This is a genomic window from Amycolatopsis sp. NPDC043889 (assembly GCF_056435645.1).
In genome coordinates this window covers 304,768-322,326 of the sequence record NZ_JBWKEC010000007.1, presented here as the reverse complement: position 1 = coordinate 322,326, position 17,559 = coordinate 304,768, and the positions used below count along the sequence as shown (strand labels likewise).

The 17,559-nt window shown below is 69.8% G+C and carries 17 protein-coding genes; 7 read left to right on the top strand and 10 right to left on the bottom strand.

What is annotated here, in order from left to right; translation table 11 throughout:
* Positions 1-373: 373 nt before the first annotated feature.
* Positions 374-1,294, bottom strand: coding sequence for a proteasome assembly chaperone family protein (locus AC0685_RS17275; RefSeq protein WP_340683814.1), 921 nt, complete (start codon positions 1,292-1,294; stop codon positions 374-376).
* A gap of 106 nt (positions 1,295-1,400) precedes the next feature.
* Between AC0685_RS17275 and AC0685_RS17270 the strand changes: the two genes are divergently transcribed.
* Positions 1,401-1,940 (top strand): PH domain-containing protein, encoded by a 540-nt coding sequence (locus tag AC0685_RS17270; RefSeq protein ID WP_478226419.1) that lies wholly within the window; start codon positions 1,401-1,403, stop codon positions 1,938-1,940.
* On the top strand, positions 1,937-3,451 hold the full coding sequence (locus tag AC0685_RS17265; RefSeq protein ID WP_478226402.1) for a PH domain-containing protein: 1,515 nt from the start codon (positions 1,937-1,939) through the stop codon (positions 3,449-3,451). Before AC0685_RS17270 ends, AC0685_RS17265 begins: the two co-directional genes overlap by 4 nt.
* Here the strand turns inward: AC0685_RS17265 and AC0685_RS17260 are convergent.
* Complete coding sequence (locus tag AC0685_RS17260; RefSeq protein WP_340683817.1) at positions 3,442-4,350, bottom strand: SDR family oxidoreductase; 909 nt, start codon at positions 4,348-4,350, stop codon at positions 3,442-3,444. The genes AC0685_RS17265 and AC0685_RS17260 overlap by 10 nt on opposite strands.
* A gap of 111 nt (positions 4,351-4,461) precedes the next feature.
* Between AC0685_RS17260 and AC0685_RS17255 the strand changes: the two genes are divergently transcribed.
* From AC0685_RS17255 to AC0685_RS17240, 4 genes are all read left to right on the top strand, one after another.
* Positions 4,462-5,241, top strand: a complete 780-nt coding sequence (locus tag AC0685_RS17255) for an IclR family transcriptional regulator (RefSeq protein ID WP_478226418.1) — start codon at positions 4,462-4,464, stop codon at positions 5,239-5,241.
* Positions 5,242-5,375: 134 nt separating this feature from the next.
* Positions 5,376-5,870 (top strand): GNAT family N-acetyltransferase, encoded by a 495-nt coding sequence (locus AC0685_RS17250; protein ID WP_478226401.1) that lies wholly within the window; start codon positions 5,376-5,378, stop codon positions 5,868-5,870.
* 111 nt (positions 5,871-5,981) lie between these two features.
* On the top strand, positions 5,982-6,176 hold the full coding sequence (locus tag AC0685_RS17245) for a hypothetical protein (protein ID WP_020631236.1): 195 nt from the start codon (positions 5,982-5,984) through the stop codon (positions 6,174-6,176).
* Positions 6,155-6,577 (top strand): VOC family protein, encoded by a 423-nt coding sequence (locus AC0685_RS17240; protein ID WP_478226400.1) that lies wholly within the window; start codon positions 6,155-6,157, stop codon positions 6,575-6,577. Before AC0685_RS17245 ends, AC0685_RS17240 begins: the two co-directional genes overlap by 22 nt.
* A gap of 177 nt (positions 6,578-6,754) precedes the next feature.
* Here the strand turns inward: AC0685_RS17240 and AC0685_RS17235 are convergent, their stop codons facing one another.
* Positions 6,755-7,240, bottom strand: coding sequence for a pyridoxamine 5'-phosphate oxidase family protein (locus AC0685_RS17235; protein WP_478226399.1), 486 nt, complete (start codon positions 7,238-7,240; stop codon positions 6,755-6,757).
* Positions 7,237-8,112 (bottom strand): NAD(P)-dependent oxidoreductase, encoded by an 876-nt coding sequence (locus tag AC0685_RS17230; RefSeq protein ID WP_478226398.1) that lies wholly within the window; start codon positions 8,110-8,112, stop codon positions 7,237-7,239. Before AC0685_RS17230 ends, AC0685_RS17235 begins: the two co-directional genes overlap by 4 nt.
* Before the next feature lie 83 nt (positions 8,113-8,195).
* On the opposite strand from AC0685_RS17230, the gene AC0685_RS17225 reads away from it, so the two are divergent.
* Positions 8,196-9,200, top strand: a complete 1,005-nt coding sequence (locus AC0685_RS17225; protein ID WP_478226397.1) for a GlxA family transcriptional regulator — start codon at positions 8,196-8,198, stop codon at positions 9,198-9,200.
* Positions 9,201-9,206: 6 nt separating this feature from the next.
* Here AC0685_RS17225 and AC0685_RS17220 read toward each other — a convergent pair whose 3' ends face one another.
* From AC0685_RS17220 to AC0685_RS17195, 6 genes are all read right to left on the bottom strand, one after another.
* On the bottom strand, positions 9,207-10,478 hold the full coding sequence (locus AC0685_RS17220) for an aminotransferase family protein (protein ID WP_478226396.1): 1,272 nt from the start codon (positions 10,476-10,478) through the stop codon (positions 9,207-9,209).
* A 132-nt stretch (positions 10,479-10,610) separates the two neighbouring features.
* Complete coding sequence (locus AC0685_RS17215; protein ID WP_478226395.1) at positions 10,611-11,306, bottom strand: GntR family transcriptional regulator; 696 nt, start codon at positions 11,304-11,306, stop codon at positions 10,611-10,613.
* A 4-nt stretch (positions 11,307-11,310) separates the two neighbouring features.
* The gene (locus tag AC0685_RS17210; protein ID WP_478226394.1) at positions 11,311-12,096 is read right to left on the bottom strand and encodes an SDR family NAD(P)-dependent oxidoreductase; all 786 of its coding nucleotides are present in this window, start codon (positions 12,094-12,096) and stop codon (positions 11,311-11,313) included.
* 2 nt (positions 12,097-12,098) lie between these two features.
* Positions 12,099-13,808 (bottom strand): hydantoinase B/oxoprolinase family protein, encoded by a 1,710-nt coding sequence (locus AC0685_RS17205; protein WP_478226393.1) that lies wholly within the window; start codon positions 13,806-13,808, stop codon positions 12,099-12,101.
* Complete coding sequence (locus AC0685_RS17200) at positions 13,805-15,865, bottom strand: hydantoinase/oxoprolinase family protein (protein WP_478226392.1); 2,061 nt, start codon at positions 15,863-15,865, stop codon at positions 13,805-13,807. Before AC0685_RS17200 ends, AC0685_RS17205 begins: the two co-directional genes overlap by 4 nt.
* Positions 15,862-17,493: a thiamine pyrophosphate-binding protein gene (locus AC0685_RS17195; protein WP_478226391.1), complete on the bottom strand. Its 1,632-nt coding sequence runs from the start codon at positions 17,491-17,493 to the stop codon at positions 15,862-15,864. The genes AC0685_RS17200 and AC0685_RS17195 overlap by 4 nt, the downstream gene beginning before the upstream one ends.
* Positions 17,494-17,559: the final 66 nt, after the last annotated feature.

Below are 17,559 nucleotides of genomic sequence, written 5' to 3'. Positions count from 1 at the left end.
GTGGACACTCGGGGGCGCGGTCGGCTCCTGTCGGCCAGTCCAGAACCACGGCCGCGAAGGCCGCCTCTGCCTTGAGCCAGTGAAGGGGTCCTTCACCGCAGAGGCTCGGTCACGCCACATTCGCCCTTCCCCTCAATAACCCGAAACACCACTCACGACGTGCAGCACCGGCGATGTCGCGTGATCCGGCGGACGACACGCGTGACTGGATGGACGACACACACGTGGCCAGGGGGCCGCCGCGAGTCGGCCGTCCAGTCACGCGTGTCGCCAGCGCACCGGCAGAACGCACCTAAGCGAGCGTGGCAGCCCCAGAGGTGGTGAAGGCCGCCCATCACCCCCAAGTACATGAAGACCAACGCTATTGGAGCCCTCAGCGCTCCGGGGTCTCCCCGCCGTTCTGCTCGGCCAGGAACCGCTCGAACTGGTTGCCCAGTTCCTCGGCGGTCGGCATGTGCTCGACCGACTCCGCGAGCAGGCTCTCCTTGCCGGACGCCTCCATGAACGTGTCGTACTGCTGCTCCAGCGCGCGTACGACGTCGGCGACCTTCTCCGATCCGGCGACCTGGCGGGCGATCTCGGCCTCCGCCTCGTGCGAGGCCTCCCGCAGGTCCCCGTCCGGCAGGTTCAGCCCGGTCGCCGCGGCGACGGCGCCGAGCAGGTTCAGCGCGGCGCTCGGGTACGTCGAGTCCGCCAGGTAGTGCGGCACGTGCGCCGCGAACCCGGACGCGTCGTGCCCCCACTCGCCGAAACGGAACTCCAGCAGCCCGGCGATACTGCCCGGCACCTGCATCCGGTTCGGCAGCGGACGGTGTTCGCCGACGAGTTCGTTCCGCGTCGCGTGCGCGGTCACGCCGAGCGGGCGGGTATGCGGCGCGCCCATCGGGATGCCGTGGAAACCGGTGGTGAGCCGGACGTCCCAGCGTTCGACCAGCCCGCGCACGGCCGCGCAGAACCGCTCCCAGTCGTGGTCCGGTTCCGGCCCGGTGAGCAGCAGGAACGGCACGCCGTCGGCGTCGTGCAGCAGGTGGACGACCAGTTCGGGGGCGTCGTAGGCCTCCCAGTGGTCGATCGAATAGGTCATCGCCGGGCGGCGCGAGCGATAGTCGATGAGGCGGTCGACGTCGAAGCGCGCGATCACCCGGTGCTCGGAGGAGTTCAGCAGCTGCTCGGCGACGAGCTTGCCCGCCGAACCCGCGTCCATGAAGCCGTCGAAGTAGTGCAGGAGCACGGCCCCGCCGAGGTCAGGGACGTCCGAGTCCACCTCGTACAGGTCTTCCGGGTCCAGCGCCACCAGATCCTCCAGGTTTCGTGGGTACGACCGTCTAGCAGGTGGCAACGCCCCGATAGGGGGTATCCATTCCGCCGACGGTGGCTTGGATCCTATCGGTCCGTGACAGCTGTCGTGGGCGGTCCACTCGGACGTGGTGCAGGCTGGAGGGGTGACAGAAGAGACGCTCGGCCTGCGCCCGCCCGCCAACCGGGTGAGCAGGCGCGCCATCGGCTACTGGACGGTGTGGGCCGCGGTCGGCTGGGTGATCCTCATCGGCGCGCAGGCGGTGTTCGTGATCACGAGCGACGACGCGCCGACGTGGCTCACGGTGACCTTGACGATCTCCTGCGTGGTCGCGCCGCTGCATCTGCTGGTCATGCCGCAGTGGCGCTACCGGGTCCACCGCTGGGAGGTCACCGGCGAGGCCGTGTACACCCAGGAAGGCTGGCTCAGCCAGGACTGGCGGATCGCGCCGATCTCGCGGATCCAGACCGTCGACATCGAACGCGACCCGGTCGAGCAGTTGTTCCGGCTGGCGAAGATCACCGTGACGACGGCGTCGGCCGCGGGTCCGGTCAAGATCGCCGGTCTCGACCACGCCGAAGCGCTGAAGCTCGCCGCGGAACTCACGAAGACCACGCAGGCCACTCCCGGTGACGCGACATGAGCACCGAGGCACCACCGGACGCCGCCGTCGGCCAGTGGCGCCGGCTCGATCGCCGGATGCTGCTGATCAGGCCGGTGCTCGACGTCGTGAAATCACTGCCGGTGCTGATCGGGACGGTGGTCCTCGGCCGGGGCAACGGCTGGGAATGGTTCGGGCTCGGCGTCACCGCGCTGACCGTGCTCGTCGGTGTCTCGCACGTGCTCACTTCCCGGTACCGCATCGCCGACGGCCAGGTGGAATGGACCACGGGACTGTTGCTGCGCAAGCATCGCGCGATCCCGCTGGACCGGGTGCGCACGGTCGACGTCACCTCGGAACCCAAGCACCGGTTGTTCTCCCTCAGCGCCGTGCGCATCGGCACCGGACGGCATTCGCCCGCCCAGGGCGCGAACGGCGATCAGCTGGTGCTCGACGCCGTCAGCCAGGCCGAGGCCCACCGGCTGCGCACGGTTCTCTTGCACCGCAAGGAGACCACTGAGACCGCCCCGCCTCCCGAGCAGGTCGTGGCCGAGGTCGACTGCAAATGGGTTCGGTACGCGCCGTTCACGCTGTCCGGGCTCGCCGTGGCGGGCGCGATCTTCGCCGCGGTCTGGCATTTCGCGCACCAGCTGAACATCGCCCCGGAGAACGTCGGCCCGCTGCGGGATCTCATGGACGATCTGGCGAACACGGCGGTGTGGCTGATCGTGGTCGTCGCGGCGGTCGCCCTGCTCGTGGTCGTCTCCCTGCTCTCCGTCGGCGGCTACGTGCTGTCGTTCTGGAACTTCAAGCTCACCCGGGAGACGGAAGGCACCCTGCACGTCCGGCGCGGGCTGATCACCACGCGTTCGGTGTCCATCGAAGAAGACCGGCTTCGCGGCGTCGAGGTGAAGGAGCCCCTGCCGCTGCGGATCGCCGGCGGGGCGCGGCTCACCGCGATCGTGGGCGGGCTGCGTGAGGGCAAAGGCGGGGACAAGGGCGGTGGGCTTCTGCTGCCGCCGGCGCCCGTCGGCCGGGTCCACGAGGTCGCGGCCGAAGTGCTGCGGGAGAACTTCGACCCGGCCACCGTCCCGCTGAACCGGCATCCGTGGCGGGCGCTGACCAGGCGGCTCACCCGCGCGGTGGGTGGCGTGCTGATCCTGGCCGCCACCCTGTTCGGCTTGGCGTGGATCGATTTCCTGCCGTCGTGGATGTGGCAGGTCGCGCTCGGCCTGGTCCCGCTCGCCGCGCTGGTGGGCTGGGACCGCCACCGCAACCTCGGCCACGCGATCGTCGGGCGGTACCTGGTCAGCCGATCGGGTTCCCTGGCGCGGGCGACGGTGGCGATCCGGCGCGAGGGGGTCACCGGCGTCGTCGTCAGCCGTTCCTTCTTCCAGCGCCGTGCCGGATTGATCACCGTGACGGCCCCGATCGCGGCGGGCAAGGGCGGTTATCAGGTGGTCGACGTCGGCGAATCGGCCGGGCTGGCGATGGCGGAGCAGGCCGCCCCCGGCCTGCTCACGCCGTTCCTGCGCCGGGAGGTTCAGCGGTAGCCGGTGACGTCCGCGGGCAGACCGGGGTCCTGGACCTCGACGAGATAGCGCCAGCAATCGGGACGGCTGCCGTCGAGGTCGGTGAATCCGTATTCCTTCGCCAATTCGCCACTGGACACCGATTTCCCGTTCCAGCGGGCGACTTCCGCGTCACCGGCCAGTGCGGCGACCGCCCGGCCGACGAACGCCGGGCTTTCAGAAATGGCGAAATGCGGCTGCACCTTCGTCGCGTCCCGCCAATTCTCTTCGGTCACCCGATAAGCGTCGAGCATCGCTTCGGAACGCAACCAGCCCGGCGTGACGGCCACCGCGGTACCGCCATGCGGTTCCAACTCGTGCCCGAGCGCGAACGCCATCCGGTTCACCGCGGTCTTGGCGAGGTCGTAGAAGAACGAAACCCGGTAGTTCTCCGAGTTGTACCCGGCGGTCCCGTCGTTGACCTCGACGACCAGCGCGCCCGGATTCCTGATCATGAGCGGGAGCGCGAAATGGCTGGTGATGGCATGGGTGTCGACGGCGAGCCGCAGCGTCCGCAGCCCGACGTCCAAAGTGGACTCCCAGACCGTCTTGCCCCATTCGATGGGCGCCCCGTAGATATCGTTGACCAGCACGTGCAACGCGCCCTGTTCGGCGTCGATCCGTTCCACCAGTTCGCGGACCTGGTCCGCCGCCAAATGGTCCACACCGATCGCGATCCCACGCCCGCCCGCTTCGTCGACGAGCGCCGCGGTCTCCTCGATCGTCTCCGGGCGATTCATTTCCGATCGCCGGGAACCGGTACTGCGACCGGTCGCGTAAACGGTCGCGCCCGCGGCGCCCAGCTGGACCGCTATTCCCCGCCCGGCCCCGCGAGTCGCCCCGGCGACCAACGCGATCTTGCCTGCCAAGGGCTTTTCCATGGGCCGAACCTAGCAAGAAGTCCGCTTGTTCGTGGACCAAAGACCCTGGTCGGCAATTCACACAATGTGCTAGTTTCTTGACTCTTCGTGATTCTCCGGCGAGAGGTCGAGATGACGCCTGCCGCACGATCCCTGGACACCACCGCCCCGCCGAAACGCACCCCCGGCGCCAGCAGCTCGCGCAAAGTACTGCAGCTGCTGCTCTCCTTTTCCGAACGCCGCTGGGACGCGAGCGTCGCCGAGCTCGCGGCGAGGATCGGCACCCCGGTCGCCACGACCTATCGCTATGTCGCGCTGCTGAAGGAACTCCAGCTCCTGGAGGAGGGCCGGACGGGGCGCTACCACGTGACGAGCCAGGTGATGCCGCTCGCGCGGGCCGCGCAACTGGCCAACGACCTCGCCCGGCTGGCCCGTCCGGCGATGGAGGAGGCGGCCCGCGACCTCGGCGAGACAGTGCTGCTGTTCCAGCATTTCGGCGAATCCGCGGTCTGCGCGGACCGGGTCGAATGCGAACGCGCGATGCGCTTCACCTTCCAGCCGGGGCATTCAGTCCCGCTCGGCACCGGCGCGTCGGGCAAGATGCTGCTCGCCATGCTGCCGGAGGGCGAACGCGAAAGGCGCCTTTCGTCGATCGTCCAGCGCCGCGGCCCGAGCGTGCGGGAAGAGGTCAAACGCGCCGGGGCGAACCGGTTCGCGGTCAGCTGGGGCGAGCTGGACGACGGCGTCTGGTCGTGTTCCGTGCCGATCCCGAGCACCGGGCACCGGCCCGCGGTGCTGACACTGGCCGCCCCCGCCACCCGGATCGGCGACGCCGCGAAGCGGGCCGCGATCGTCGCGCTCCAGTCGTACGCGAGAAGGATCCACCGCGCCGTCTCATCGTTCGCCCTCTGATCACGCGAGATCGCCCTCCAATCACGCGAGATCGCTCCCCAATCACGCGAGATCGCCCTCCAAACACGCGTGTCCCCCGCCGAAGCCCCTAATTCACGCGCCTCCACGCGCCGCGGCGAGGTAGAACTCGATCCGTGATCCGACTCGCCACCTCCGAAGACCTTCCCGTACTCCAGGACATCGAACGCGCCGCCGGCGAACCGTTCCGCGCGCTCGGCATGGCCGCGATCGCCGACGACGACCCGCCATCGATCGCGGACCTCACGACCTTCCAGCGCGCGGGCCGGGCCTGGGTGTGGGACGCGGGCGACGGGCCGGTGGCGTACCTGCTCGCCGAGGTCGTCGACGGCCACGGCCACATCGAGCAGGTGTCCGTCCACCCGGATCACGCGCGCCGGGGCCTCGGGCGGCGGCTGATCGAGCACGCCGCGGAGTGGGCTTCGCGCGAAGGGCTCGCCGGGCTGACGCTGACGACGTACGCCGAGGTGCCGTGGAACGCGCCGTACTACGCCCAGCTCGGCTTCGCGACGCTCGACGAGGAGACCCTCACAGAGGGCCTGCGTGCCGTCCGGGACCACGAAATCGCCCGTGGCCTGGACGCGTGGCCACGGGTGACCATGCGTCGATGACCCGCGCGGGGGGTTGGGTTGGCGACCAGTGTCGAACATGTGTTCTACTGTCGGCGCCGGCCCCAGAGGGGGAAGCTCCGCGGGCCGGCACCGGACTTCAGGGAGGCACGGATGGCGGTCAAGATCACCCATCTCACCAACGGGCAGCAGGTGCGCTTCGCCAACGCGGACGGTGCCCGGCGCTACGCCGAGATCATCGGCGGCGGGGTCGACAAATGGCGGTTCACCGTGGTCAGCGGGCATGACCGCCCGGAATTGTCGGGGCGGGTCGTTAATGTGCCGGTATGGCGTATGACTTCCAGGTGACCGTGGACTCCGCTCATCCGCACGACCTCGCCGACTGGTGGGCCGAGATGCTCGGCTGGCGGGTCGAGGAGAGCAACGAGGAGTTCATCCGCGAGATGATCGCCAAGGGGTATGCCTCCGAGGAAGCGACGACCACGCACAACGGCGTCCTGGTGTGGAAGGACGGCGCGGCGATCGTCCACCCCGAGACCAAGCAGCGGTTCCTCTTCCAGCTGGTGCCGGAGGGGAAGACGGTCAAGAACCGCCTGCACCTCGACATCCGGATGGGGGCGGACAAGATCGAGGCCGAGCTCGAGCGGCTGACCGCGCGCGGTGCGACGTTCCTGCACCGCGGCAAGCAAGGGCCCGCGGAGTGGATCACCATCGCGGACCCGGAGGGCAACGAACTCTGCCTTTCCTGAGGCGGGCCCGCGAGGGCCCGCCACTGGGGGTGTCATGAAGGGACCTGGTCCCGTCGGCTGTGCCCTTCATGACCGAGCGCGCGGCCCTCGTGCGCGTCGCGCCTCGCGTGAGGCGTGGCAGGAGGTCGTGGGTGTTCCAGGTCGTTCCGGCGGCCCGGAACACCCACGACGACCCGGCTACTCGTTCCGGTCCGCTCGCCAGATCCGGCTGCGCAGGTCGGCACCGCGGATCACCTGAATCCGCCACGGCGTCAGGCGCAGCACATGCAGCCGCGGATCGGACGGCGCATGCCAGAAATTGCCGAGGGGGTAGCCGGCGCCGCGTGGGCTGGTCTTGCGATACAGGTCCCACACATGCTCCTTGACCGAGGGCTCGTTGTCCCAGACGGCCACCGCGTCGACCGCCACCGAGTTGTTCCCCGGCGCCCAGTAAGAGAAATTGGTATGCGGGTTGCCCTCGAGATGGGCCGCCTTCACCGGGGTCCGATAGGTGGCCAGCCAGCCGAGCGGACGACCGTCCACCGTCTCCCACACCGGGATGAGCACCCGGGTTCGCGGGCGGTTCTCGGCGTCGACGGTCACCATCGTGGCGTAGTTGATGGCTCCGACGTAGGTGTCGAACTCGGCTTCCAGCTCACCGAAGTCCCGGGTCGTCGTGCTCATGCGGCGCTCCGGAAGGACTCGACGGCACGCGAGAGGCTGGCCGCGCCGTGCCCGGCCGCGATCTGCCGGTCGATCAGGTCCTTGATCGGGAGCAGGGTGTCCGCCGGAACGTCCAGCGCCCGGCTGGCCCGGATGATCGTGCTCAGCCCCGCCTGGTTCATGGCCAGGCTGGACTCGCCACCGGTGTATCCGCCGCGGTCGATCTCCTCGGCGAAGGTGGTCAGCGCCGGGAACGAATCCGCCAGCCAGGACAGCAGCATCGGCGTCAGCTCGGTGGCGCGCACCCCGGCCGCCGACGCCATCGCCGTGGCGTGCAGGAAACCGCCGATCATGCCGTACATCCCGGCCAGGATCGCAACGTCGTAGCCCGACGCGAGACCGGCGTCGGCGCCGAGGAAAGTGCCTTTCCCCAACAGATCCAGCTTCGGCTGCCAACGCCGGTGAACGGCCTGGTCACCGCTGTAGCTGATCGACGATCCGGCGGTGCCGATCGTCTGCGGCACCGCGTAGACGGCTCCGTGCAGGTACCGCGCGCCGTGTTCAGCCGCCCAGGTGGCCAGTTCCCGCGCGTCCTCCGGCCCACCGGAGGTGACGTTGACCAGCGCGCGCCCGGCGACGGCATCGCCTGCCGTCGTCAGGACCTGCCGGGCGACGGTGGCATCGAGCAGCGCGACGATCACGAGGTCGCCCGCCGCGATCGCCTCCGCGGCGGTCGCCGCCGCCGTCGCGCCTGCCGCGACGAGCGCGTCCGCCTTGGTGGCGTCGCGGTTCCAAACGGTCGTGGGAAGCCCTTGGCGCAAGAAGGTTTCAGCCAGCGCGTGGCCCAGGTTGCCGAGGCCGATCACGGTGACGCGCTCAGGTTTTGTACTCATGGGACCAGCCTCGTGGCCGGCACTTCGCGCTGCCAGTGACACTGATGACCGGAAACACCAAATTCGTGCCATAGGATGTGGCCATGAGCGCTGGTTCGGTCGCCCTGGTCGTCCCCGAGGAGATCGGGATCGCCTTCTGGGACCTGTACGAGGTGAGCATCCCCGCCACCGTTTTCGGGATGCCCCAGCCCGATCTCGCCGATCCCTGGTACGACCTGCGGTTGTGCGGAACCGGCGACCGCGCCGCGGAAGCGGCCCCCGGGTTCGCGCTGCGCACCCCGTACCGGCTCGACGACATCGTCGGCGCCGAGACGGTCATCGTGTCGTCGGTACCGGACGAGGTTCTCAGCGACGGCGCACCGGTCTCACCCGAGCTGATCAGCGCGTTACGGCGCGCCCACGACGCGGGCGCGCGGATGGTTTCCCTGTGCTCCGGCGCCTTCGCCCTCGCCGAGGCCGGGCTGCTCGACGGCCGTCGAGCGACCTCGCACTGGATGCACACCGCACAGCTGGCCGAGCGGTTCCCCGAGGTCGAGGTCGACGACTCCGTGCTCTACGTGGACGACGGCGACGTGCTCACCAGCGCCGGGATGACCGCCGGCCTCGATCTGTGCCTGCATCTGGTCCGGCGCGACCTCGGGGCACATGTGGCCAACCAGCTCGCCCGCCGGATGGTCGTGCCCGCGCACCGGCCGGGCGGACAGGCCCAGTTCATCGATCTCTCCGTTCCCGCCACCGACGATCAGGGGCTGGCACCGGTGCTCGACTGGGCGAGGGCACATCTCGACCGGCCGTTGACGATCGAAGATCTCGCCCGGCGCGCCATGATGAGCCGCCGGACCTTCTACCGGCGTCTCCAGCAGGCGACCGGTACGACACCGCTCCAATGGCTGCTGACCCAGCGGCTTTCCCGGGCACAGAGCCTGCTGGAATCGACCGCCCTGCCGGTGGAGAGGATCGCGGAACTCAGCGGTCTCGGCACCGCGAACAACCTGCGCCACCACTTCCTCAAGCAGGTCGGTGTCTCGCCCGGCGCCTACCGGAACGCGTTCCCGCGGCAGCCACAGGTGACCGCCGCCGCGGGGTGACCGCGCCTAGACGAGCTTGTCCAGCGCACGCGGCAAAGCCGTCGCGAGCAGGTCGAGTTCGGTCTCGCCGGCGATCAGCGGCGGTGACACCGCGATCCCCTTCGCCAGGTTCCGCACGAGGACGCCTTCGTCCCGCGCCAGCCGTTGCAACCGGTTCGCCGCGCCGGGGTCCGCCTCGACGACGTCGGCCTTCAGCTCGACCGCGCCGAGGAAGCCCAGCCCGGACCGGACCTCCGCCACCAACGGATGCGAAGCGAGCCCGGAAAGCGCGTCCGCCAGCGGCTTCTCCAGTTCCCGCCCGCGTGGGATGAGCCCGTCGCGCTCGTAGATGTCCAGCGTCGCGTTCCCCGCGGCGCACGCGACCGGATGCCCGGCGTAGGTCGCGCCGTGCCGCAACACCGGCGCACCCGGCGCGCCGGTGAAGAACGGTTCGGCCACCCTCGGCGCGACGATCAGCGCGCCGAGCGGGATCGTCCCGCCGGTGATGCCCTTCGCGGTCGTGATCATGTCCGGTTTCACGGCCCACCGGTCGATTCCGAACCAGGTACCCAGCCGCCCGAACGCGGCGATCACACAGTCCGCGACGAACAGCACGTCGTGCTTGCGGCAGATCTCGGCGACCGTCTCGATGTATCCGTCCGGGGGAAGCAGGACACCGCCCGCGCCGATCACCGGTTCGCAGAAGAACGCCGCGACCCGCTCCGGCCCGACCCGCAGGATCTCCGCTTCGAGCGCTTCGGCGCTGTCGTAGGGCACATGCGAGATGTCGCCCGGCAACGGACCGAAGCCCGCCGCGTTGGCCGCGATACCGCCGACGGCCGTGCCGAAACCGTGCGTGCCGTGGTAACCCTGCACCCGGCCGATGACGTGCACCTTCTCCGGGCGCCCGGTGTGCGCGAAATACGAACGGGCGATCTTGACCGCGGTGTCGATGACGTCACCGCCGCCCGAACCGAAGAACACCTTCGAGCCCGGTTCGGGGGTCAGCGCGGAGACCCGTTCGGCGAGTTTCAGCGCGGGCTCGTTGGCGTTGTAGCCGAACAGGTTGTACGAATCGAGCGTCCGCAACTGGTCCGCGACGGCCTGCGCGATCTCCTCGCGCCCGTGCCCGAAGTTCGCGTACCAGAGCGACGCTGTCGCGTCGAAGTACCGCTCGCCCTCATCGTCCCAGACATAGGAACCCTCACCGCGGGTGATGACGAGCCGGTCGCCGTCGACCGCTCCCATGTCCGCGAAGGGGTGCCACAGCGGATTGCGCGCGGACGCCGACGAAACCATGATCTCCTCCTCGTGCTCGTGCCCCCATCCTCACCCGGATCCGGCCGGGACGCGAACACTCCATCGTGCACAGTTCGCGCCACGGATCTGTCCGGTCTGTAGCCGCGACGCCCAAGATCTGCCCGCCGGCACTCACGACTCCCGGCGGTCGTAAGCGGCCAGAAGCTGCTTCTCCGCATCCCGCAGGTACTTCTCCAGCGCCGTCTCAGCCGGTCCGAAGCGCCCCCGTTCCAGATCCCGCAGGATCCGCTCGTGCCGCTCCAAAAACGGCTCGAAGAACGCCCGCGTGTTCTCCGCCAGCACGAAGAACAGCCGCGTCTCCGCCAGGACCTGGCGCATCGTAGTGCTGACCCGCTCGCTGTCCGCCAGGTCGCCCACCGCCTGGTGGAACGCGATACTCGCGGTCCCGACGGCCTGCCAGTCGCCTTCGTCGGCCGCGGCACGGCCCTCCCGGACCGCGGCCTCGATCGCCGCGAGATCCACAGTGGACAGTTCGGCCGCGCGCCGCAGCGCACCGCATTCGGTGACCCGCCTCATCACGTACAGATCCGAGATATCCTGCGCGGTCAGTTCGCGGACGAATACGCCGCGGTTGAGTTCGTGCACCGCGAGCCGTTCGTGCGCCAGCAGCTGGAAGGACTCGCGCAGCGTGTTGCGCGAGACGCCCAGCGCGGCGCTGATCGACGGTTCCGAAAGCCTCGACCCGGGCGGGAAGACGCCTTCGGTGATGCGCTGGCGCAGGATCTCGGCGACCCGTTCCGCTGTCCCGCTCCGTTCGAGCAAGGGTCTGTCGCGGGCCAGTGTCTCCTCGGCGGCAGGAGTGGACATGGCTTTACCTGACACCGAGTTCGAAGTCGAGGCTGTACCGGTTGCCCGGCATGGCGCCGGCGGCCCTGGCGCCGTCGATCGGGAGGGCGACCCCGTTGACGAACCGCGATTCGTCGCTGGCCAGGAAGACCACCGCTTTCGCGACCTCCCACGCCTCGCCGACCCGCGCCGCCGGTGTGCTCGCGGTCAGCTGGTGTTGCTTGGCTTCGAAGTCCTCCGGCGACGCGAGCGTGCCGCGCAGCATGTCCGTGTCGATCGCGCCCGGGTTGACCGTGTTCGCCCGGATCCCCTGGTGCGCGTGCGCGACGGCGATCGACTTCGTCATGCCGACCAGCGCGTGCTTGGTGGCGTTGTACACCGGGTCGCCGGGGCGGCCCATCACGCCGCCGTTGGACGACGTCGTGACGATGCTGCCCGCCTTGTTCGCGATCATGTGCGGCAGTACCGCCCGCGTGCCGAGGAAGGCCGCGCGCACGTTCAGCGCGAAGATGTTGTCGAACTCCGCCAGTGTGGTGTCCACCAGTGGTTTTCCGAGGTGGATACCGACGTTGTTGAACAGTACGTCGATCCGTCCGGTTTCGGCGATCACACCGCGCACGAATTCGTCGACCTGGCCTTCGTCAGTGGCGTCCACAAGGGACTGACGGGCGCCTTCGACGGCTTCCGCGGGCTCACGGATGTCGCTGGAGAACACGGTCGCGCCCTCGGCGACGAACTCCTTCACGGTGGCGAGACCGATGCCCCGCGCTCCCCCGAAGACCACCGCGACCTTGCCTGCCAGCCGGCCCATGCTCATTTCCTCCCTCTCGACGAAACCGCTTCGTAGTCCTCCGGAAGACGCACCAGCGCCTCGGGATCTCCGTGATAGGTGACCTCGACGCCGTACAGTTCGCGCGCCGCTTCCACCGAGACGTACCCGTCGACGACGTCGGCGAGCACGGCCGCCGGATCGCGCTCGCGTGGGTCGCCGTAACCGCCGCCTCCCGGGAGGATCACGTTCACCACGTCGTCGGGGCGCAGGTTCACCCGGCTCTTCGACGGCAGGGCTCCGCGGGCGAGCTCGAACCGGCCCACCGCGCCGTCATGTCCCGAGTCCACACCGGACGCCGGACGGCGCACCCGGTCGACGTTCCCGTTGACGCTCCACGAGATCTCGCCGCGGGCGGCCATGGTGGTGCACTGGCCGAGGCCGCCGCGACATCTCCCGGCGCCGCCGGAATCCATGCGCAGCACGCGTTCGCGCTGGATCAGCGGGGCCATCGTCTCGATGACCTCGGTCGGCGTGGACCGCAGCCCGCTCGGGAATCCGGTGGTGCTGAGACCGTCCTTGGTGGCCCGCGCGCCGATCCCGCCGGTCTGGAACACGTTGAGCATGAATTCGCGGCCCTCGGCGTCGGTTCCGCGCCAGATCGTCATCCACAACGCGTCCGCGCTGTGCGCCAAGGCGTTGCCGGGCAACGCTTCGTGCAGAGCGGTGATCAGCAGCGAGGGCAGGAAGTGGCCGATCAGGTGCCGGGACGCGACCGGCGCGGGCGGGGTGCAGTTGAGCACCGAGCCCTCCGGTGCGGTGACGTGCACCGGCCGGAACGAACCCGCGTTGTGCGGCACCTCGGGCGAAATGGCCGCCTTGACCGCGAACGAGGCATAGGCCCGGGTGTAGTTCAGGACGACGTTGATCCCGCGGCGGCTCTGCGGTGACGAGCCGGCGAAATCGAGGTGGATGTCCTCGCCGTCGATGGTCACGGCGACCTTGAGGACGACCTCTTCGTCGTCGGATCCGTCGGTCACCAGCTCGCTGGTGTAGGTGCCGTCCGGTAGTTTCGCCAGTGCGTCCCGCAGCGCCCGCTCGGAGCGGTTCATGATCTCCGCGGCGACGTCGTCCAGCGAATCGAGCCCGAATTCCTCCAGCAGCCGAACCAGGCTGGCGGCCCCGACCTCGTTGCCGGTGACCTGGGCGTACAGATCGCCGATGGTCTCCTCCGGGGTGCGGACGTTCGCGCGGATCAGCAGTTCGAGATCCGCGTTGACCTCACCCGCGCGGAGGAACTTCATGATCGGCAGGCGCAGGCCCTCTTCGAAGACCTCGCTGGCCTCGGCGGAGACCAGGCGCCCGCCGATGTCCGGGGCGTGGCAACAGGAAGCGAACCACGCGACCAGCCGCCCCCGCAGGAACACCGGCGTCGCGACGGTGATGTCGTTGATCTGCCCGGCCGTCTGCCAGGGGTCGTTGGTGAGCAGGACGTCGCCGGGTTCCAGTGTCTCCGGCGGGTACGCGGCGACGAAATGGTGCATCCCGGTCGCCATCGCGTTGATGTGGCCGGGCGTCCCGCCGACGGACTGGCCGATCATCCCGCCGCGGGAATCGAACACCGCGCAGGCGAGGTCGAGCGATTCCCGCACCACGGAGGAGAACGCCGTGTTGACGAGCGCGTTCTGCTGTTCGGCCAGGATGGAGTGCAGCCGGTTTCCCAGTACCCCGACCAAGATCGGGTCGACGCTCACACCGTCACCACCAGACCGGCGTCCTCGCCGACGACACAGCGCGCATCCGGCGGAACGACCACGGTGGACTCTCGTTCCTCCACAATGGCCGGGCCTTCGACGCGATCACCCGGCTTGAGCCGGTACCTGTCGAACACCGCCGTGTCGGCAAAGCCACCTTCGGCGGGGAAGTACGCGGGACGGCTCCCCTTGCGCGCGTCGCCCTCGGCCTCGGCGCGCGCGAGTTTCAGCGTGACCTCGGGCGCCGGGCCGCTGGAGACGACGCGCCAGTTCAGCACCTCGATCGCGACGTCCGGCCCGGTCCGCCGGTACAGCGTCCGGTAGGTCTCGGTGAACGCGTCGATCAGCGACCCCGGCCAGTCCCCGCCCTCGACCGGCACCCGGATCTCGTAGCCCTGCCCGGAATACCGCATCTCGGCGATCCGGCGGTGCGTCACGTCCGCACCGTCCACACCGGACTTCTCCAGCAGCTCCGCGCCCTCGGCCTCCATCTCTCCGAACAGCGCGTCGACCTGTTCCCAGGAGAGTTCGAGCACCGCGGAGCGCGCCGAACGCACGAAGTCGAACGCCGGCGGCGCGGTGAGGAATCCCGCCGCGCTGAGCACTCCGGCGGCAGGCGGCGCGACCACCTCGGGCGCGCCGAGCGCCCGAGCCACCCCGACGCCGTGCACCGGACCGGCGCCACCGAAAGTGAACATCGGCAGCTTCGCCGGATCCTTGCCACGTTCGACGGCGTGGACCCGGGCGGCGTTGGCCATGTCCTCGTTGACGCTGGTGTGGATGCCCCAGGCGGCCTCTTCGACGCTGACTCCGAGCGGTCCGGCGATCTTCGAGCGGATCGCTTCGCGCGCGCCTTCGAGGTCCAAAGTCATTCCGCCGCCGAGGAAATACCCAGGATCGAGATAACCGAGCACGAGGTCGGCGTCCGTCACGGTCGGCTCGGTGCCACCTCGGCCGTAACAGACCGGGCCGGGCTCGGATCCCGCCGAATCGGGCCCGACGGTGAGCAGGCCGAGCGCGTCGATCCGCGCGATCGAGCCGCCGCCGACCCCGATCTCGATCATGTCCGTGACCGGTACCTTGACCGGCAACCCGGATCCCGGCAGCAGCCGGTACTTCCGGTCCACTTCGAACTCGTGCGTCACCAGCGGCGCGCCACCGGAGATCATGCACAGTTTCGCCGTCGTGCCGCCCATGTCGAAGGCCAGCAGATCCTCGACGCCGGCGGCCGCCCCGATCGCGGACGCGGCCAGCGCCCCGCCCGCCGGCCCGGATTCGAGGATGCGGATCGGGTAGCGCGCGGCGGTATCGACGGTCGCGATGCCCCCGTTGGACAGCATGATGTGCGGTGACGGCCGCACCCCGGCCTCGTGCAGGCGTCTCTCCAGGTCACGCAGGTAACGTTCGGTGAGGTCCTGGACATAGACGTTCGCGACCGTGGTCGACATGCGTTCGAACTCGCGGATCTCGGGGACGACCTCGCTGGAGAGCGCGACCCGTAACCGGGGCGCGGCCTCCCGCAGCACCTCGGCCGCCCGTCGTTCGTGCGCGGGATTCGTGAAGGCGTGCAGGAAACAGATCGCCACGGCGTCGATCCCCCTGGCGTCGAGCTCCCGGCCGAGTCGCGCGACGTACTCCTCGTCCAGTCCTGTGTGGACGGTCCCGTCGGCGAGGATCCGCTCGGGGACGTCGAACCGCAGGTGCCGTGGCACCAGCGGGGCCGGCAATTCGATGAGCAGGTCGTACAATTCGTACCGGTGCTCGCGCCGCATCTCCAGCACGTCACGGAAACCGGCCGTCGCCAGGAGGGCGGTACGCGCTCCCTTGCGTTCGATCAGCGCGTTCGTGACCAGTGTCGTGCCGTGCACGAACTGCTCGACGTCGCCCGCGTCCAGCCCGGCGTCCGCGAGTGTCCTCTTGAGACCTTCCTCGACCGCGCGAGCGGGTTCGTCGTGCGTCGTCAGCACCTTGCCGACGGCGACGACGCCGGTCTCGCCGAGAACGCAGAGATCGGTGAACGTGCCGCCGATGTCCACGCCGACGCGGAGCCCGGTCACGGGGATTCCTTGCGGTACCAGCGCGGCGAGGTGTTGAGCGGGGGCGCCATCTTCGCGCGCACGACCAGCACGTTGGGCTCGTCGGACTCGACGAACTCACCGAGCAGCCGCCGGAACGCGCGCCCGAATCCGGAAACGCGGTCCGCGTGCACCCCGAAAGACCGCGCCAGGCCGACGAAATCAGGACTGTCCCAGTCGACACCCCGGCGCGGCAGCCCGGCGCGATCCTGGTCGTAACGGAGCATCCCGTAGCCGCCGTCGTCGACGACGATCACCGTGACCGGCAGCTGTTCCTGCGCCAGCGTGTGCAGATCGCCGCAGCCGAACAGGAAGCCGCCGTCACCGCTGACGCAGATCGCGCGGCCGACGCCCGCGGCGCCCGCGCCGAGCGCGGCGGGGAAGCCGTAGCCGAGGGTGCCCCAGCCCATCGGATACGCGAGCTTGCGCGGCGCGCGGACGCGATGGAATCCGCCGATCCAGTACCCGGCCACGCACATGTCCGCGACCACGACCGCGTCCTGCGGCAGCACCTCGTCCAAAGTGGACAGAAGGTCCGCGGCCTGCGGCTCCTCCTCCTTGATCCGCCGCCGGACCCGGGCGGAGACCTTGGCGAGCCTGCCGACGAGTGCCGCGATACCGGGCCGTTCCTCGACTTTCAGCGCCTCGACGAGCACCCGGGCGTCACCGACCAGCGTGATGTCCGGCCGGTAGTTCTTGGCCGCGTCGTCCGGGTCGACGTTGATCGCGATGAGCTTCTTCGGCTGCGGCATCAGCCAGTTCTGCGTCATCAGCCCGTCGAAGTCGGTGCCGATCGCGAGGACGACGTCGGCCTCGTCCCACAGCGCGCCGACCTCGGGCGCGTGCACCGGATTCGGGGCGAGGCAGGGATGATCGACCGGCAGGAGCCCGCGAGCGCCGAACGTGGTGAGCACCGGCGCGGCCAGCCGTTCGGCGAGTTTCCCGATCGCCTCACCCGCCTCGGCACGCAGGGCGCCGCCGCCCGCCCAGATCAGCGGCCGGTCGGCGGTGGCCAGGAGCGCCTCGGCCTCGGTGAGTTCCGGGATCTCGGACGGCCGGGCGTGCGACCGCGGCGGGCGGCGCGCGGGCGTCCGCTCCGACAGGAAGTCGGCGGGGATGCCGAGGTAGACCGGCCCGCTCTGCGGCTGGAGCGCGAGCCGGGCCGCGCGATGGAGGGTGGCGGCGACCTGGTCGGGGCTCGTCACGGTGAACCCGGCCTTGGTGACCGGCGCGAACATCGCCTGCTGGTCCGACGACTCGTGCAGCACGCCGCGGACCACGCCCGGCCGCCGGAGCGTGGACGGGATGTCGGTCGCGATGATCAGCACCGGCGCGGCCGACGCCATGGCCTCGCCGACGGCGGCGAGCGTGTTCGCGGCGCCGGGCCCCGTGGTCACCAGCGCGACGCCGAGCTTCCCCGTGGCGCGGGCGTAACCGTCGGCCGCGTACCCCGCCGTCTGCTCGTGCCGGACCCCGACGAGCCGGATGTCCGTATCGGCCAGCGCCTCCCATAACGGCAGGTTGTGCACGCCGGGGAGACCGAAGACGACTTCGGTCCCCAGAGCGGTCAGCGCGTCGGCGAGATGCTGGGCTCCGGTGGGTGCAGGCACCTCGCCGATAGTGCCAGATCGTTCAACGATCCAGCAACCACCGCTGTCCGTGAAGGCCTCCTTCCC

What these genes read in the sequence shown, in the direction of transcription:
- AC0685_RS17265 (WP_478226402.1), top strand. Translation starts at nt 1,937, where the DNA reads ATGAGCACCGAGGCACCACCGGACGCCGCCGTCGGCCAGTGGCGCCGG.
- AC0685_RS17260 (WP_340683817.1), bottom strand. Translation starts at nt 4,350, where the DNA reads ATGGAAAAGCCCTTGGCAGGCAAGATCGCGTTGGTCGCCGGGGCGACT.
- AC0685_RS17255 (WP_478226418.1), top strand. Translation starts at nt 4,462, where the DNA reads ATGACGCCTGCCGCACGATCCCTGGACACCACCGCCCCGCCGAAACGC.
- AC0685_RS17245 (WP_020631236.1), top strand. Translation starts at nt 5,982, where the DNA reads ATGGCGGTCAAGATCACCCATCTCACCAACGGGCAGCAGGTGCGCTTC.
- AC0685_RS17240 (WP_478226400.1), top strand. Translation starts at nt 6,155, where the DNA reads ATGGCGTATGACTTCCAGGTGACCGTGGACTCCGCTCATCCGCACGAC.
- AC0685_RS17235 (WP_478226399.1), bottom strand. Translation starts at nt 7,240, where the DNA reads ATGAGCACGACGACCCGGGACTTCGGTGAGCTGGAAGCCGAGTTCGAC.
- AC0685_RS17230 (WP_478226398.1), bottom strand. Translation starts at nt 8,112, where the DNA reads ATGAGTACAAAACCTGAGCGCGTCACCGTGATCGGCCTCGGCAACCTG.
- AC0685_RS17225 (WP_478226397.1), top strand. Translation starts at nt 8,196, where the DNA reads ATGAGCGCTGGTTCGGTCGCCCTGGTCGTCCCCGAGGAGATCGGGATC.
- AC0685_RS17220 (WP_478226396.1), bottom strand. Translation starts at nt 10,478, where the DNA reads ATGGTTTCGTCGGCGTCCGCGCGCAATCCGCTGTGGCACCCCTTCGCG.
- AC0685_RS17215 (WP_478226395.1), bottom strand. Translation starts at nt 11,306, where the DNA reads ATGTCCACTCCTGCCGCCGAGGAGACACTGGCCCGCGACAGACCCTTG.
- AC0685_RS17210 (WP_478226394.1), bottom strand. Translation starts at nt 12,096, where the DNA reads ATGGGCCGGCTGGCAGGCAAGGTCGCGGTGGTCTTCGGGGGAGCGCGG.